Here is a 15656-nt window from a genome sequence, read left to right on the forward strand (position 1 = left end):
TGTCTCCTCAGGTTGTACGGAAATCAATACCAGGCGACAACGTCGCAGGGAGTTCCAGCTTGTCTGTTTCCAGCGAGGCCATCGGCCAGGCGCAATAATCCGCCGCATAATAAGCACTTGGACGGTGGTTGCCTGAAGCGCCGATGCCACCGAAAGGCGCGTTGCTAGATGCGCCGGTCAGCGGTTTGTTCCAGTTAACAATGCCTGCCCTTGCTTCCAATAATAGCTGCTCAAACTGATCCCGCTCAGCAGAGATCAGTCCTGTTGCCAGGCCGAAGCGTGTCTGATTGGCGAGGGCGATGGCATGATCGAAATCGCTGTAGCGATAAATGCCCAGCAACGGACCAAAATATTCTTCATCAGGAATGCCCGCCACGCCGGTCAGATCGATGATCCCCGGCGTCAGCACGGTATTGAGCGGATCCGGACGAGTCAGCAACAGCAAGGGCTTTCCGCCCAGCGCCAGCAGTTCGTCCTGCGCTTTCAGCATATTGCGAGCCGCAGCGTCAGAAATAACGCCCCCCATAAATGGCTGCGGATCGTCATTCCAGCCGCCCACACGCAACTGCATGGTCACGTCCAGCAAACGGGCGATAAACGCATCACCCGCCGCGCCCTCTTTCACCAGCAGGCGGCGCGCACAGGTACAACGCTGTCCGGCAGAAATAAAGGCAGACTGAATGGTCAGGTTAACCGCCGCATCAATGTCTTCTGCCGGCTCGACAATCAGCGCATTGTTACCGCCCATTTCCAGCGCCAGAATTTTTTCAGGCTGCCCGGCCAGTTGTCGATGCAACTGATAACCAGTGCCCGCACTGCCGGTAAACAGCAACCCGTCGATATTGCCGCAGGCCGCCAGCGCTTCGCCGGTGGAACGACCGCCCTGCACCAGATTCAGCACACCTTCCGGCAGCCCTGCCTGTTGCCACAACTTCACGGTTTCTTCGGCGGTTTTCGGCGTCAGTTCACTCGGTTTGAAGACCAGCGTATTGCCCGCCAGCAAGGCAGAAACAATATGTCCGTTCGGCAGATGGCCGGGGAAGTTATACGGGCCGAAAACGGCCAGCACGCCGTGGGGCCGGTGGCGCAGAACCGCTTCGCCGTCGGGCATAGCGGTGTGTTTTTCGCCAGTACGGTGCTGATTAGCTTCCAGTGAAATCGCCACTTTGCCAATCATTGCCTGAATTTCGGTCAGCGTTTCCCAGCGTGGTTTACTGGTTTCCTGGCTGATGATCTCTGCCAGCCGGGTTTTGTGTTCAGTCAGTAAATCCGCGAAACGTTGAATCACTTCCGCGCGTTCGGCCAGGGTTTTACGCGCCCATGCCGGGAATGCCGTGCGCGCTGCCGCACAGGCGGCGTCGACATCTTCTGCATTGGCGCTCAGCGCAGACCATAACAACGTGTTATCCGCCGGATTGGTTTTGTTGAGCTGCGCGCCTTGTCCGCTGCGCCACTGGCCCTGAATAAAAAGTGCAGGTTGCATCATGCGAGACTTTCCTTTTTGAGATTTTGGGTTGCGGGAGTAACGGAGTTGCCGGGAAAAAGTGCCACGGCACGCAACGAATCGCCTTCGCGCAGGCCGAGTATTTCGGCTTCGGCGGCGTTAAGTGACAGGTTTTCCGGGGTGTCACCTCCCGGAACCAGCAGGGCACGGAAGTTCTGATACTGCTCATTAGCGACCAGATACAGCGGCTCATCGTCACCGCTGCGTTCTTCCGCCAGCCGCACCGGCAGCAGGCGGCTTTCTTTCACCGCGCGTAACTGATCTATTTCGCCCTCGAGCGTCGGACCGGCATCGAAAATATCCACATAACCTTCGTAGCGCAGCCCTTCGCCTTCAAGCACAGCACGCGCCGGTGCAGTTTGCGGATGCACTTCGCCGATCACTTCACGGGCTTCATGACTGAGCAGTTCGGTATATAAAGGATGTTTCGGCATCAGTTCGGCGATAAAGGATTTCTGCCCCATGCCGGTCAGACGATCGGCTTCGGCGAATTCCATACCAAAGAAGTGCCGCCCGACGCTGTCCCAGAATGGAGAATGCCCATTGTCGTCGGAGACTCCGCGCATTTCAGCGATCACCTTGCGCGAGAAGTATTCGCGGAACGCCGCGAGAAACAGGAAACGCACTTTTGCCAGCAGCTGACCGTTTTTACCGTTGCGGTAATCCGCATCAAGAAACAGCGTGCAAAGCTCGGTATAACCGGTGTGATCGTTGCTGAGAAACAACGTCGGCACCGGTTTGTAAATGTTCAAGCTTTTGGAGGCATGGACCAGTGTACCGAGGCGAAAGTTGTACCACGGCTCACTCAATCCGACCGCCACTTCAATGGCACTCACGCCGACTACTTTTTGCTTTTCGGTGTCTTCGAGCACGAACAGATAGCCCTGCTCGCCTTTATCCAGACGACCTTCCCAGGTCGCTACCGATCGCTCAATCCGCCCGCGTAAATGCGCTTCATCCTTGGGCAAAGACGTTAAACCGATGCCGGTTTTGCCTGATAACTGCAGAATATCGGCGAGATCGCCGGGCCGCACAGGTCTAATCAACATCATGATGCTCTACCTCATTTTACCCAATTAATCACACGCACAGGCGCGCGACAGCTCGCTCAAGGCGGTTCAGCCCTTCTTCAATATCCGCACCCGGAATAATCAGCGATGGCGCAAAGCGCAGCACGTTAGGTCCGGCAATCAGCGCAATCAGCCCTTCTTCCGCCGCCAGCGTATTCAGCTGTTTGGCCTGATCTTTATAACGCTCGCTCATCACAGCGCCGATCAGCAAACCCTGGCCGCGCACTTCGCTGAACACCTGATATCGGTCGTTAATGCGTTTAAGCCCGGCGATAAACCAGTCATGTCGTTTAGTGACTCCGGCTAACACTTCCGGCGTGTTAATCAGCTCAAACACCTTACCCGCCACCGCCGTCGCCAGCGGATTACCGCCATAAGTAGTGCCGTGGGTGCCCGGCTGGAATAGCGCGGCATAACGGTCAGTGGTCAGCATCGCGCCAATCGGGAAACCACCGCCCAGCGCCTTGGCACTGGTCAGAATGTCCGGCACCACGCCGTAATGCTGATAGGCATACAACTCGCCGGTACGCCCGACGCCGGTCTGCACTTCATCGAAAATCAGCACTGCCTGATGCCTGTCACACAGCTCACGCAGTCCTTGCAGGAATTCAGCGTCAGCCGGCACCACCCCGCCTTCGCCCTGAATAGGCTCAACAATCACTGCGCAAGTGCGGGAAGAAATATGGCTGGCGACAGCGGCCAGATCGTTAAACGGCAGATGGGTAATCGCTTGCGGTAATGGCGCAAAATCTTCGGAATATTTCGGCTGACCGCCGGTCGTCACGGTAAACAGCGTGCGGCCATGGAAGGCATTTTTGAAAGCGACGATTTCATTCTTTTCACCACCAGCTTTATTGCCGTACAGCCTGGCCAGTTTGAGCGCCGCCTCGTTAGCTTCCGCGCCGGAGTTACAGAAAAAGACTTTGTCAGCAAAGGTAGCGTCGATCAGTTGCCTGGCCAGACGCAGCACCGGTTCGTTGGTGTAACCGTTACCCAGATGCCAGACTTTATCCGCCTGTTCGTGCAGCGTTTTACGGATTTCCGGGTGCGCATGACCCAGCGCATTCACGGCAATGCCGCCCGCAAAATCGACATAATCTTTGCCCGCCTGATCCCACAGCCAGGATCCTTCACCACGCACGGGAATAAACGCCGCAGGGGCATATACCGGCACCATCCAGTCATCAAAATTCTGGCGGCTGACGTTTTGTGGCTGCTGTTGGTGTTCCATATAAACCTCTTAATGTAAGGCCAGTGACTGGCTGAATTCAGGGTGCAGGAGCCCGCCCCCCATACCGGCAGGAAACTTGGTTATTGGTTTGTTATTTAAAAGTTAATAAATAATCTCACTCAGTCACATAATAGAGTGCAGTCTTCATGCCAGCAAAGGGAAAAGTGAATAGAAAAAGTGACATCGTGAAAAAACAACCACTTAATACCGTCCGTTATTCACTTTAATTGCATAATAAATGAATAAAAGAAAAAATCCCCTTTTGCAGCAACGGGTGATGAAGAATGACTATGCAGGGAAATAATTTCATTTCAGCCACAATGTTTTATGCAGGATTGTGATCCGGCGCGTATCGCTCCTGGCTGTTTCAGGTGCAGCGCCCGATGAAGGTGCAATGTCGCACCGCTCTGGCGCACCTGTGCCCCGTGACACTGTTCACACTCTGCGCAAATAAAAAACAGTGCCCCGCCTTTCTTTCTGAAAAATCCGCGTATAGATTTTCCAATATGTCTTATATGTTAATTATTTGATCTAAATTTGTTTCATTGTTATCGGTAACGTCTGCCCCCCAACCGGACTCCGGTATAATCGCCGGATTTAATTAACCTTAATTTAACATTTAAAATCACAAATATTAACAATTAAGGGCTTTGATCACATTCCGTTCACGACCACGCGAAAAGCGCTTTCCCGTTAAGTTAATCTCTGAATGTGGAATAAATGACCACTGCCCGTTCCCCTACACAAGAACAGAACATCATAAGAAAGGTACCGACATGAAATTTAACCTCGCATTAGTCAGTGCATGTGTGGTTTCAGCATGCATGTTATTCACAACACCGTCATTCGCCGCCAAGCCTTACGACATCGCTGTCGTCGCCAAAGTCACCGGCATTCCCTGGTTCACCCGCATGGAAGTCGGCGTAAAAGAAGCCGCGCAAAAACTCGACGTTAACGCCTATCAGGTGGGCGCTTCCACGCCGGATCCTGCCCAGCAGGTCAAAGTGATTGAAGATCTGATTGCCAAAAAAGTCGACGCCATTATCGTTGTGCCGAACGACGCTAAGGTACTGGAGCCGGTGCTGAAAAAAGCGCGCGACCAGGGCATCGTGGTGTTAACGCATGAATCACCCGATCAGCAGATTGGTCAGTGGGATATTGAAACCATCGACAGCCAGAAATATGCGCAAGCGAATATGGATGAGCTGGCGAAAGATATGGGCGGCAAAGGCGGTTATGCCATTTATGTCGGTTCCCTGACCGTGCCATTGCATAACGCCTGGGCAGATGCGGCGATTAAATATCAGAAAGAAAAATACCCGGATATGCATGAAGTGACTTCACGTCTGCCGGTTGCAGAAAACATCGATAAGTCTTACTCCACCACGCTCGATTTAATGAAAACCTATCCTGATCTGAAAGGGATTATCGGTTTCGGTTCCCTCGGCCCGATTGGTGCCGGTCAGGCCGTTCAGCAGAAACGAGCGAAAAACAAAATCGCCGTTGTCGGTATCGCTATGCCTGCACAGGCTGCGCCATACCTGATGCGCGGTGATGTGAAGAAAGTGCTGCTGTGGGATCCGAAAGATGCCGGTTACGCCTTAGTCACCGTCGCCGACCAGCTGTTGCAGGGTAAAGAAGTGACCAAAGACCTGAGCATCGAAGGTTTAGGCAAAGCCGATGTGGATATGGATAAACACGTGATTCGTTTTAATAAAATTCTGGAAGTGACACCAGAGAATGCGAAATCACTCGGCTTCTGATTTAGCTTTTTAATTCTTTTATTTATTGGATATTTACCGGAGATACATTTATCTCCAGCGCCACACCAGGCAAATAGAAACAGATACGGCGATGTTTGCTGTGCCGTATCTGAATTTCTAATCAGACATTGAAACTTATACCCTAAATAATTCGGATTGTGGGAAGGCGGCAAATGAGTAAATCCCGATGAGCTTACATAAGTCAGTGATTCGGGTGAGCGAGTGCAGCCAACGCATCCACAGCACGAAGTAGGAAGGGTATGTTGTAAGGATTGCGATGAATACTCTCAGCACGTCCCCTGCCCCTGCTGAGGCCTTTATCAGCCTCGAAAAAATCAGTAAGAAATTCCCCGGTGTATTAGCGCTGGATAATGTCAGCCTGACGCTAAATAAAGGCGAAGTACATTGTCTTGCCGGTCAGAATGGTTGCGGGAAAAGCACCATCATTAAAGTGATTTCCGGCGTGTATCAGCCGGAAAAAGGCGCGGCGATTACGCTCGACGGAAAACTCTTTCATACCCTGACGCCGCAACTTTCATCTTATTACGGTATTCAGGTTATTTATCAGGACTTGTCTTTATTCCCGAATTTATCGGTGGCCGAAAATATTGCCATTCACCGTTATTTACCAGGCGGTGATTTTTGGGTACATCGCGAGGCAATGCGCAAAAAAGCTGTCGCAGCGATGCAACGGGTCGGAGTTTCTCTCGATCCGGACCGTAAAGTCGAAAAACTCTCGATCGCCGACCGTCAGTTAGTGGCAATATGCCGCGCAATCGCCGCTGACGCCAGCCTGGTTATCATGGATGAACCGACCGCATCGCTGACCCGCACCGAAGTAAACGGCCTGCTGCGGGTGGTGAATGAGCTGAAAGCTGCGGGCATCTGCGTGGTTTTTGTCAGCCACCGCCTCGATGAGGTGATGGAAGTCGCCGACCGCATCAGCGTGATGCGCGACGGCAAACTGGTCGGCACCTATCCGGCCAGTGAACTCGACAGCAATGAGCTGGCATTCCTGATGACCGGACAACGTTTTACCTACAGTCATCTGCCTCACCGCGCGCCCGCCGACGTGACGCCGCTGCTGGAAGTCAGCCATCTGAGCCGCAAAGGCCAGTATCAGGATATTTCGCTGTCACTGCGCCAGGGCGAAATTACGTCAATTATCGGCCTGCTCGGTTCGGGGCGCACCGAGCTATGTCTGAGCCTGTTTGGTATGAGCCAGCCGGACAGCGGTGAAATCCGCGTTAACGGCAATGCGGTTAAATTTCACAGCAACCGCGACGCCATCCGCCACGGTATCGCTTATGTGTCAGAAGACCGTCTGACGCAGGGGCTGATCATGGAGCAATCCATTTACGACAACACGCTGGTGTCGATTTTCGACAAGCTGCACACCGGCACCGGGCTGATGGATCACCGCAAAGCGGCGTCCGTGGTGAAAGACCTGATCCGTGACCTGAACATTAAAGTTTCTGACAGCGGCTTACCCGTGAAGACGCTTTCCGGCGGTAATGCGCAACGTATCGCCATCGCCAAATGGGTCGCGACGCAGCCACATATCCTGATCCTCGATTCTCCAACCGTCGGCGTGGATATTGCCAACAAAGAAGGGATTTACCGCATCGCCCGAGATCTGGCGGAGTCCGGCATGGCAGTGTTGATGATTTGCGATGAAATTCCGGAAGCTTATTACAACAGTCACCGCGTGCTGGTGATGCGCAAAGGCCAGCTGGTGGCGGAATTCGCGCCGCACCAGAGCAGCGAAGCGCAGATTGCGGAGGCGATCAATGGATAACAAATCTCTCTCGAAACTGTTTTCTCAGCACGAATTCTGGCTGGGATTACTGGTACTGCTTTTGGTCATCGGCCTGAGCATCAGCACCAATGAATTTATGACGCTCGGCAACCTGACCGACGTCGCCACCAGTTACGCCATTCTCGGTATTCTGGCCTGCGGCCTGTTTGTGGTGCTGATCGCCGGTGGTATCGACATCTCCTTCCCGGCGGTGACCTCCATCGGTCAGTACGTGATGGCAAGCTACATCATCCACCACGGCGGCAGTTTCCCGCTGGCGTTTGCCATGTCGATGGGCACCGGTTTGCTGCTCGGGCTGGTCAACGGTTTCCTGGTGTACTGGCTGCGCGTTCCGGCCATCATTATTACCATCGCCACGCTGAACCTGTTCTACGGGTTGCTGGTGTATCTGACCAACGGCACCTGGCTGTACGGCTTCCCCGACTGGTTTATGAACGGCATTAACTGGTTCTCCTTTACCGCTGCTGACGGTTATGACTATGGCCTGACATTGCCGTTACTCAGCCTGCTGGGCGTCATCATCGCCACCGGCGTGCTGATGAACCGCACCCGCGTGGGGCGTCAGATTTACGCCATGGGCAGCAACCGTGACGCCGCGTCGCGCCTTGGTCTGAACATCCTGCGGCTGCATTTTTACGTCTACGGATTTATGGGATTACTGGCGGGTATCGCTGCCGTGGTTCAGGCGCAAATCACTCAGTCTGTCGCACCGAATTCCCTGCTCGGTTATGAGCTGACGGTGCTGGCAGCGGTGGTGTTAGGCGGCACCAGCATGACCGGCGGTCGCGGCTCGCTTACCGGCACCATTCTCGGTGTGATGCTGCTGGCCTTCCTGCAAAACGGTCTGACCCTGCTGAGTATTTCTTCTTACTGGCATCAGGTTTTCAGCGGCGTGATCATTCTGGTCAGCATCAGCAGCACCGCGTGGAATGAAAAACGCAAACTGGCAAAGGGGATGTGACATGACAACCTTAAACCGATTCTTCCCCGGCGACCGCATCATCCGTTTGCAGTTGCTGATCATCGTTGCCGTGGCCGTGTTGTTCTCTTTCACGCTGGGCGGCAGTTTTTACAGCATCGGCAATTTCCAGTCGATTTCCTCGCAGTTGCCGATTCTGGGCATGCTGGCGCTGGGCATGGGCATCACCATGCTCACCGGCGGCATCAACCTTTCAGTGATTGCCGGAGCTAACGCCTGTTCGCTGGCAATGGCGGCGATTCTGGTAGCGCATCCGGATCAGCCACAATATTTCGTGCTGGCGATGCTTGCCGGTCTCGCTGTGGCGGTGGTGACTGGCGTGCTAAACGGCGCGCTGATTGCGTACATCGGTGTCTCGCCGATTCTGGCAACGCTCGGCACCATGACGCTGATTGCCGGACTGAACATTCTGCTGACCAACGGCGCGGTGATTTCCGGCTTCCCGGCGGCGATTCAGTATCTCAGTAACGGCAGTCTGCTGGGCATTCCGGTCGCCCTGCTGTTATTCCTGCTGGTGGCGCTGCTGTTATGGGTTTTGCTGGAACACACCACGCTCGGCCGCAGCCTGTATCTGATGGGGTCCAATGAACAGGCCACAAGGTTCAGCGGCGTCAACACCCACAAAGTGACTATCGCGGTTTACGTGCTTTCCGCCCTGCTGGGCTGGGGCGCGGCACTGCTGATGATGTCTAAATTTAACTCGGCGAAAGCAGGCTACGGCGATTCGTATTTACTGGTGACCATTCTGGCCTCGGTGCTCGGCGGGATTAACCCCGACGGCGGTTTCGGTCGGGTCATCGGGCTGGTACTGGCACTGATCGTCCTGCAAATGCTGGAAAGCGGCCTGAACCTGATGGGCGTCAGCAGTTACCTGACAATGGCGCTTTGGGGCGGCGTCCTGATCCTGTTTATCGCTCTGCAAAACAGAAAATCTTAAGCGAAAGCTTTTTACCGAAGGGAAAGAACATGGCGAGTTATTTTATTGGAGTTGACGTAGGAACCGGCAGCGCCCGCGCGGGCGTCTTCGACATGACCGGCCGCATGGTCGGCCAGGCCAGCCGTGAAATCACGTTGTACCGCCCGAAAGCCGATTTCGTCGAACAGTCTTCCGATGAAATCTGGCAGTCCGTTTGCAACGCCGTGAAAGACGCGGTGAATCAGGCAGACATCAACCCGATTCAGGTGAAAGGTATCGGGTTCGACGCCACCTGTTCGCTGGTGGTGCTGGATAAAGAAGGCAAACCGCTGACCGTCAGTCCGTCCGGGCGCAGCGAGCAGAACATTATTGTGTGGATGGATCACCGCGCCATCACTCAGGCCGAGCGTATCAATGCCACCGGTCACCGCGTGCTGGAATTCGTCGGCGGGATTATTTCACCGGAAATGCAGACACCGAAATTGCTGTGGCTGAAACAACACATGCCAACTACCTGGAACAACGTTGGTCACCTGTTTGATCTGCCTGATTTCCTGACCTGGCGCGCCACGCAGGACACCACCCGCTCGCTGTGTTCCACCGTCTGCAAATGGACCTATATCGGCCATGAAGACCGCTGGGATCCAAGCTATTTCCGCCAGATCGGGCTGGAAGATTTGCTGGAAAACAACGCGGCGAAAATTGGCAGTGAAGTGAAAACCATGGGTGAACCGCTCGGACACGGTCTGACCCAGCGCGCCGCCGCCGAAATGGGGCTGATGGCTGGCACGGCAGTCAGCGTTTCGATTATTGATGCCCACGCCGGCAGCCTCGGTATTCTCGGTGCCAGCGGCGCCTCCGGTGAATCAGCGGATTTCGACAACCGCATCGCGCTGATTGGCGGCACGTCTACGGCGCATATGGCGATGTCGCGCAGCGCACGTTATATCGGCGGCATCTGGGGGCCTTATTACTCAGCCATTCTGCCGGACTACTGGCTGAATGAAGGCGGGCAATCTACCACAGGCGCGCTGATAGACCACGTGATCCAGTCGCATCCCTGTTATCAGGATTTGCTGAAACAGGGCAAAGACAGCGGCAAAACCATTTACGAAGTGCTCAACGGCATTCTGCGAAAAATGGCCGGTGAACCGGAGAATATCGCCTTCCTGACCAAAGACATTCATATGCTGCCGTATTTCCACGGCAACCGCTCGCCGCGTGCCAATCCTACGCTGACCGGTACGCTGACCGGCCTGAAACTGTCGCGCACACCGGAAGACATGGCCCTGCATTATCTGGCGACCATTCAGGCACTGGCGCTCGGCACCCGTCACATTATCGAGACCATGAACCAGAGCGGTTACCGCATTGATACCATGATGGCCAGCGGCGGCGGCACCAAAAACCCGGTATTTGTGCAGGAACATTCCAACGCCACCGGCTGCGCGATGTTATTGCCGGAAGAAAGCGAAGCGATGTTGCTTGGCAGCGCCATGATGGGCACCGTCGCGGCAGGCGCATACGATTCTTTGCCGGAAGCGATGGCCGCCATGAGCCGTATCGGCAAAACCGTTACGCCGCAAACCAATAAAATCAAAGAGTATTACGACCGTAAATATCGCGTATTCCATGAGATGTACCACGACAGCATGAAATACCGCCGCCTGATGCAGGGGGAAACTGAATGAATGCACAGGAAGAATTCTCGCTGGCATGTCAGGGCTGGCAGACCTACAGCCAGGAACTGCTGGCATTGCAGCACAATCTCGATGCGGATGTCTGGCAGCAGTTGCTGACGCTGGTGACCGGCTGTAAGGGCAAGATTGCCGTCACCGGCGTGGGCACATCGGGCATTGCAGCGCGGAAAATCGCGCATATGCTGGCGTGCGTCGAACAGCCTGCGGTGTATTTAAGTGCCACCGATGCGGCTCACGGCGACTTAGGTTTTATGCGCAGCAATGACCTGATGATTTTGATTTCCCGCGGCGGCAACTCTGAAGAGCTGACGCGCCTGCTGCCGACACTGAAAGCTAAAGGCGTGGCAATCATCAGCGTGACAGAGAATCTGGATTCGGCGATTGCCCGCGCCGCCACGCTGGTGGTGAAAACGCACATTCAGCGCGAAATCGACCCCCTCAATATGCTGGCCACGACGTCTATCGTGCTGGTTTTGGCGGTGTTCGATGCGTTGTGCGGCAACATTATGCTGCGCAACGGTTTCGACCAGCAGCGTTTGCTGAAAGTCCATCCGGGCGGAAATGTCGGCAAGACGTTGCGGGAGAAGGATGTTTGAAATCGTGATAATAGGGATTCCGCTAATGAATATTTATCCATAATAACTTTCTGAAAATCTCGTTAAATAACCATCGATAATTGTTTATTATAGTTCAAAGGCATAACGTAACTCCTCATTCATAAAGGGAGTTTTTTACGATGGATACGGTTGAAGAACTAAATGGAACTTATTTCTACGATGGAACCTCCAATCTTACTGCCTGCGAACTATTTTTCTGGATTATGGTTGATGAAACACTTGATCATTTCGGTGTAAATGATGTAGTGGGTGTTTCACTCCTATATTCAGGAAAAAATAATATCGATGTGCCAGGTAAACCCTCCGATGCCACTCCGGGGACATCAAGGGCTTCGAAAACTATCAGAAAATATCTTCGTGGAAAAATGATGCCCATAAAGTTACCTACGATAATAGGTTACTTCCCACCTAAGATGAAAATTGTGATGGTTAAAAAATTATCAACCTTTGTTGGCCGCACAATTCCAGTGCTGGGAGCAATCCTGATTGCTTACGATGTCTCAAGTATTGCCTGTAAATCTGTTAATAAATACAACATCATTGCCCATCCCCAAGACCGGATATTTTAAGGTGATATTATGAGTATTGAGGAGAGGGTGGTGGCTTTTTTTAAGCGAGAAATACCGGACCAAAAGGTTCTGTTCAGTTCTAAAAGAATTCCTATCGAGATCGACTCAGCACTACAGGATTTCGAAGATGAACCTTACTATCTGGTTGAAATAATTGAGCGATTTGGCGATGAATTCAGTATTGATATGAGCACTCTTGATTGGAATGCCTATTTTCCCTATTTAGAAATCGGCATTTTGGACTGGATTCTCAGAAAAAAAGATAAATGGATAAAGAAGCCAGATTTAACAGTTCAGATGTTCATTAACTCTGCTGAGGCGGGACGATGGCTTTATGATTAGTGAAAAGAGGGGATAATCCCCTCTCATCTTCAGGCTGTTACACGTTCATTCCATGCATCGGTGAACTGTACGTTTCCGTCACAATATTTCCATGTAATCCTTTCATATCGCAGTTCAATATTTTCCATATGATTGGTTTTCTCACAAGTTTTAACATTATACATCACCGGACTTATAGCGACGACTTTCACGTTCTCCAGCAACATATTGAAATATTCCACTTCTTGTCCAGCATCGTTTATCCGATACCACTTATATTCTGCCGATTTTAAAGTCTGGCCTTGAGCTACAGCTTTATAAAAGTATGGGGACGAACTATCGAACTCTTTTTCAAATGTCAGCGGTGCATGGATCCTCGTGCCGGTTATTTTTCCGGTATTGTTATCTGTCGGAATATGAAGCCCGTGATTAAATGAAACGACTTCAATACTTCCTTCGCGATCACGTACATCCACAGAACCTTTAATGTCTGCACCTCCGTCATCCTTGAGCCATAAGTAAACGGGTATTGCCATGGTTATAAACCCCTTATTAGAGTGAGGGATTACAATATTCCTTTACCTGGCATCAGACAATTAGCGAACCCGCTACTCCCCGGAAGGTTAACTCCCCTTTTCGATTTCTTCCGCCACCAGCGCCGCCAGAATTGAGACAGCGCGTGCGGTGTGCGGCCCCCATTCGAATGAGGTATTCAGACGCAAACAGTGGCGGAATCGTTCATCGGCCGAGAACATGGTGCCGGGCGCGACGCTGACGCCTTTTGCCAGCGCGCGCTGATAGACCCGTGCCGCATCCACGTTATCGCCCAAATCCAGCCACAGGAAATAGCCTCCCGCAGGTTGCGAGACTGAAACCTGCGGCGGGAATTCCCGGATAATGGCGTGGCGCATCGCCATTTGCCGCTGTTCGAGCTGGCGCCGTAAACGTCGTAAATGCGTGTCGTAGCCGCCCTGCTGCGCGCCCTGCAAATAATCCGCTAACGCCAGCTGAACCGGCACGCTGGCCGATAATGTACTCATCAGTTGCAGACGCTGGATACGTTCGGCATAAGCCCCCGCTGCCACCCAGCCGACACGAAATCCCGGCGCCAGACATTTTGAAAAAGACGAACAGTGCAGAATTTCACTGCGGTAATCTGACGCTTTAAGCGGCACCGTCCGTTCACTGCCGAAATAGAGTTCGCTGTATACGTCATCCTCAATCAGCGCCACCTTATGCGCCTGCAGAATTCCCACCAGCCGTGCCTTATTTTCTGGTGGCAGGCTGCATCCGAGCGGGTTCTGAAAACTCGACATCAGCCAGCAGGCTTTTACCGGGTAGATCTCCAGCGCCTTCTCCAGTGCATCGGGATCCATGCCGTAACGCACATCCGTCGGAATAGCGACGGCTTTTAATTTGCGGCGCTCAATGGCCTGCAATACGCCATAAAAAGCGGGCGATTCGATGGCGACCCAGTCACCCGGTTCTGTCACCACCTGCAAACTTAATCCGAGCGATTCCATTGCCCCAGAGGTAATCACAATTTCATCAGGAGCCACTTCAATCCCGTTTTGTGCGTAACGCTGCGCAATACTGCGGCGCAGCTCTTCATTACCTGGCGGCAGATTAGCAATCGCGCTGTGTGGCGACATCCGGCGGACGGCGCTGGCCAGCGAACGCGCCAGCCGTGGCTGCGGAAAAAGCGTCGGATCAGGAAACGCGGAACCCAGCGGCACCACGGCGGGATCTTGCCCGGCTTTGAGAATATCGAAAATAGCGTCGTTGACGTCCACCTGCTCGGCGGCGTGCAGGCGTTCATCCGGCGAATGACGTACCGGGCGCTGTGTGCCTGCCGCCACGTAATAACCGGATTGCGGGCGGGAAACAATTACACCCTGACTTTCCAGCAGCTGATAAGCCTGCAATACCGTCATCAGGCTCAGGCCCGACTGTTTACAGGTATCGCGCAACGAAGGCAGACGGTCGCCGGGCAGCCAGACCTGCGTATCTATTTGTCGGCGTAAGGTACGCGCCAGCGTTTCATAACGGGATTCGGCCATAATTCATCTGCACTGTTATAGGAAGTGTTAATCAAATGATAACTATTATGCCTGTTTTTAGCTTTTATCTGTGAAGTAAACTGCTCATCAACCGTCATCAATGTTTACCAGTGAGGTCTGGCGGCGAAACATTCACCATGTTAATGTGTGAACACACCGCATTACTCAGATTTATCTGACCTCCTGTTCATGCCTGTTCGCGCAACCTTACGCTTTCTAAACATTTTCTCCACGATTGCCGGATAAATGACATTTTGGCTTTCACTCTTTTACATCTTCCTCGCATTACTATTCATTGGAATGAGTAGACTTGTTTACGTCGAAACAAAACGGGCGACGTGCCTGAATATTCAATGAGGAATTTAATTATGCGTAAACTTACCGCAATGATTGTGGCTTCAACTCTGGCTCTGAGCTCTGCTTCTTTCGCGTTTGCTGCTGAAACGACCGCTGCTCCTGCAACTGATGCAACCACCGCGCCACACGGTAAAATGATGCACCATAAAGGCCCGCATCATATGAACCCGTTTGCCGGTCTGAACCTGACTGAGCAGCAGAAAACTCAGATGAAAGAGATCATGAAAGACAGCGGCCCGCGTCCTGACCGCGCAGCAATGAAAGCGCAGATGGATCAGATGCACAGCCTGGTGGCGTCCGACAGCTTCGATGAATCAAAAGTGAAATCGCAGATTGATACCATCACCAAAGCACAGTCCGACCGTATGCTGGAACGCGCACGTGCTGAGAACAAAATGTATAACCTGCTGACGCCAGAGCAGAAAAAACAGTTCAACGAGAACTACCAGAAACGCGCTGCCAAAATGGAGCAGATGCGTGACCACAAACCAGGTGAAGCAAAACCCGCTGCCGCTGAATAATAGCGTCTGATAACCTGCCTGACCGGCCCCTCACGGGCCGGTTTTTTTTTGCATTCTTTCTTCTGCGCCACAACTTTGATGTCATCCGACCAGCCTTCTCTGCCTAAAGCGTCAACCCCATCACAATTTCATCTTTAACTTCAAACTTTTCCGTTTAAAAACACTATTTTTAAACGGAATTTTCACAATATTGCAACCTGATGCGCCTCTGCGCATCGTACCTCTACAT

14 protein-coding genes are annotated in these 15656 nt (G+C 52.8%); 9 read left to right on the plus strand and 5 right to left on the minus strand.

Translation table 11 applies throughout. The annotated features are described in order from the left end of the window. Nucleotides 1–7 precede the first annotated feature (7 nt). From astD to ACM615_RS06610, 3 genes are read right to left on the minus strand one after another with little or no spacing between them, the layout of a single operon-like run. A complete protein-coding gene (astD, locus tag ACM615_RS06600) occupies nt 8–1486 on the minus strand; it encodes a succinylglutamate-semialdehyde dehydrogenase (protein ID WP_431011675.1) in 1479 nt (492 codons plus the stop codon). After that, nucleotides 1483–2556 (minus strand): arginine N-succinyltransferase, encoded by a 1074-nt coding sequence (gene astA, locus ACM615_RS06605; RefSeq protein WP_431011676.1) that lies wholly within the window; start codon nt 2554–2556, stop codon nt 1483–1485. Before astA ends, astD begins: the two co-directional genes overlap by 4 nt. 28 nt (nt 2557–2584) lie before the next feature. Beyond that, entirely contained in the window at nt 2585–3805 is a 1221-nt protein-coding gene (locus ACM615_RS06610; RefSeq protein ID WP_132963867.1) for an aspartate aminotransferase family protein, read from the minus strand. A gap of 776 nt (nt 3806–4581) precedes the next feature. Between ACM615_RS06610 and ACM615_RS06615 the strand changes: the two genes are divergently transcribed. From ACM615_RS06615 to ACM615_RS06650, 8 genes are all read left to right on the plus strand, one after another. Continuing rightward, nucleotides 4582–5568 (plus strand): autoinducer 2 ABC transporter substrate-binding protein, encoded by a 987-nt coding sequence (locus tag ACM615_RS06615; protein WP_112288262.1) that lies wholly within the window; start codon nt 4582–4584, stop codon nt 5566–5568. A gap of 277 nt (nt 5569–5845) precedes the next feature. After that, nucleotides 5846–7366: a sugar ABC transporter ATP-binding protein gene (locus ACM615_RS06620; protein WP_132963866.1), complete on the plus strand. Its 1521-nt coding sequence runs from the start codon at nt 5846–5848 to the stop codon at nt 7364–7366. Beyond that, nucleotides 7359–8348: an ABC transporter permease gene (locus ACM615_RS06625; RefSeq protein ID WP_159281550.1), complete on the plus strand. Its 990-nt coding sequence runs from the start codon at nt 7359–7361 to the stop codon at nt 8346–8348. Before ACM615_RS06620 ends, ACM615_RS06625 begins: the two co-directional genes overlap by 8 nt. Before the next feature lies 1 nt (nt 8349). Then, nucleotides 8350–9303 carry an ABC transporter permease gene (locus ACM615_RS06630; protein ID WP_159281549.1) on the plus strand — a complete coding sequence of 318 codons (954 nt, stop codon included), beginning with the start codon at nt 8350–8352 and terminating at the stop codon, nt 9301–9303. A 29-nt stretch (nt 9304–9332) separates the two neighbouring features. Beyond that, entirely contained in the window at nt 9333–10973 is a 1641-nt protein-coding gene (locus ACM615_RS06635) for an FGGY-family carbohydrate kinase (protein ID WP_120133457.1), read from the plus strand. Further along, nucleotides 10970–11578: an SIS domain-containing protein gene (locus tag ACM615_RS06640; RefSeq protein ID WP_314720806.1), complete on the plus strand. Its 609-nt coding sequence runs from the start codon at nt 10970–10972 to the stop codon at nt 11576–11578. Before ACM615_RS06635 ends, ACM615_RS06640 begins: the two co-directional genes overlap by 4 nt. Before the next feature lie 140 nt (nt 11579–11718). Beyond that, entirely contained in the window at nt 11719–12168 is a 450-nt protein-coding gene (locus ACM615_RS06645) for an STM2901 family protein (RefSeq protein WP_112288268.1), read from the plus strand. A gap of 9 nt (nt 12169–12177) precedes the next feature. Continuing rightward, a complete protein-coding gene (locus ACM615_RS06650; RefSeq protein WP_112288269.1) occupies nt 12178–12510 on the plus strand; it encodes a DUF1493 family protein in 333 nt (110 codons plus the stop codon). A gap of 29 nt (nt 12511–12539) precedes the next feature. On the opposite strand, the gene ACM615_RS06655 is transcribed toward ACM615_RS06650, so the two are convergent. Further along, complete coding sequence (locus ACM615_RS06655; protein WP_120161858.1) at nt 12540–13025, minus strand: Hcp family type VI secretion system effector; 486 nt, start codon at nt 13023–13025, stop codon at nt 12540–12542. A gap of 87 nt (nt 13026–13112) precedes the next feature. Then, on the minus strand, nt 13113–14549 hold the full coding sequence (locus ACM615_RS06660; protein ID WP_431011677.1) for a PLP-dependent aminotransferase family protein: 1437 nt from the start codon (nt 14547–14549) through the stop codon (nt 13113–13115). Between the two features lie 368 nt (nt 14550–14917). Here ACM615_RS06660 and spy point away from each other — a divergent pair, with 368 nt between their 5' ends. Further along, a complete protein-coding gene (gene spy, locus ACM615_RS06665; RefSeq protein WP_120161856.1) occupies nt 14918–15427 on the plus strand; it encodes an ATP-independent periplasmic protein-refolding chaperone Spy in 510 nt (169 codons plus the stop codon). Nucleotides 15428–15656 lie beyond the last annotated feature (229 nt).

Source organism: Rahnella sp. PAMC25617 (assembly GCF_050606005.1).
Lineage (GTDB): Bacteria > Pseudomonadota > Gammaproteobacteria > Enterobacterales > Enterobacteriaceae > Rahnella > Rahnella variigena.

What these genes read in the sequence shown, in the direction of transcription:
- astD (WP_431011675.1), bottom strand. Translation starts at nt 1,486, where the DNA reads ATGATGCAACCTGCACTTTTTATTCAGGGCCAGTGGCGCAGCGGACAA.
- astA (WP_431011676.1), bottom strand. Translation starts at nt 2,556, where the DNA reads ATGATGTTGATTAGACCTGTGCGGCCCGGCGATCTCGCCGATATTCTG.
- ACM615_RS06610 (WP_132963867.1), bottom strand. Translation starts at nt 3,805, where the DNA reads ATGGAACACCAACAGCAGCCACAAAACGTCAGCCGCCAGAATTTTGAT.
- ACM615_RS06615 (WP_112288262.1), top strand. Translation starts at nt 4,582, where the DNA reads ATGAAATTTAACCTCGCATTAGTCAGTGCATGTGTGGTTTCAGCATGC.
- ACM615_RS06620 (WP_132963866.1), top strand. Translation starts at nt 5,846, where the DNA reads ATGAATACTCTCAGCACGTCCCCTGCCCCTGCTGAGGCCTTTATCAGC.
- ACM615_RS06625 (WP_159281550.1), top strand. Translation starts at nt 7,359, where the DNA reads ATGGATAACAAATCTCTCTCGAAACTGTTTTCTCAGCACGAATTCTGG.
- ACM615_RS06630 (WP_159281549.1), top strand. Translation starts at nt 8,350, where the DNA reads ATGACAACCTTAAACCGATTCTTCCCCGGCGACCGCATCATCCGTTTG.
- ACM615_RS06635 (WP_120133457.1), top strand. Translation starts at nt 9,333, where the DNA reads ATGGCGAGTTATTTTATTGGAGTTGACGTAGGAACCGGCAGCGCCCGC.
- ACM615_RS06640 (WP_314720806.1), top strand. Translation starts at nt 10,970, where the DNA reads ATGAATGCACAGGAAGAATTCTCGCTGGCATGTCAGGGCTGGCAGACC.
- ACM615_RS06645 (WP_112288268.1), top strand. Translation starts at nt 11,719, where the DNA reads ATGGATACGGTTGAAGAACTAAATGGAACTTATTTCTACGATGGAACC.
- ACM615_RS06650 (WP_112288269.1), top strand. Translation starts at nt 12,178, where the DNA reads ATGAGTATTGAGGAGAGGGTGGTGGCTTTTTTTAAGCGAGAAATACCG.
- ACM615_RS06655 (WP_120161858.1), bottom strand. Translation starts at nt 13,025, where the DNA reads ATGGCAATACCCGTTTACTTATGGCTCAAGGATGACGGAGGTGCAGAC.
- ACM615_RS06660 (WP_431011677.1), bottom strand. Translation starts at nt 14,549, where the DNA reads ATGGCCGAATCCCGTTATGAAACGCTGGCGCGTACCTTACGCCGACAA.
- spy (WP_120161856.1), top strand. Translation starts at nt 14,918, where the DNA reads ATGCGTAAACTTACCGCAATGATTGTGGCTTCAACTCTGGCTCTGAGC.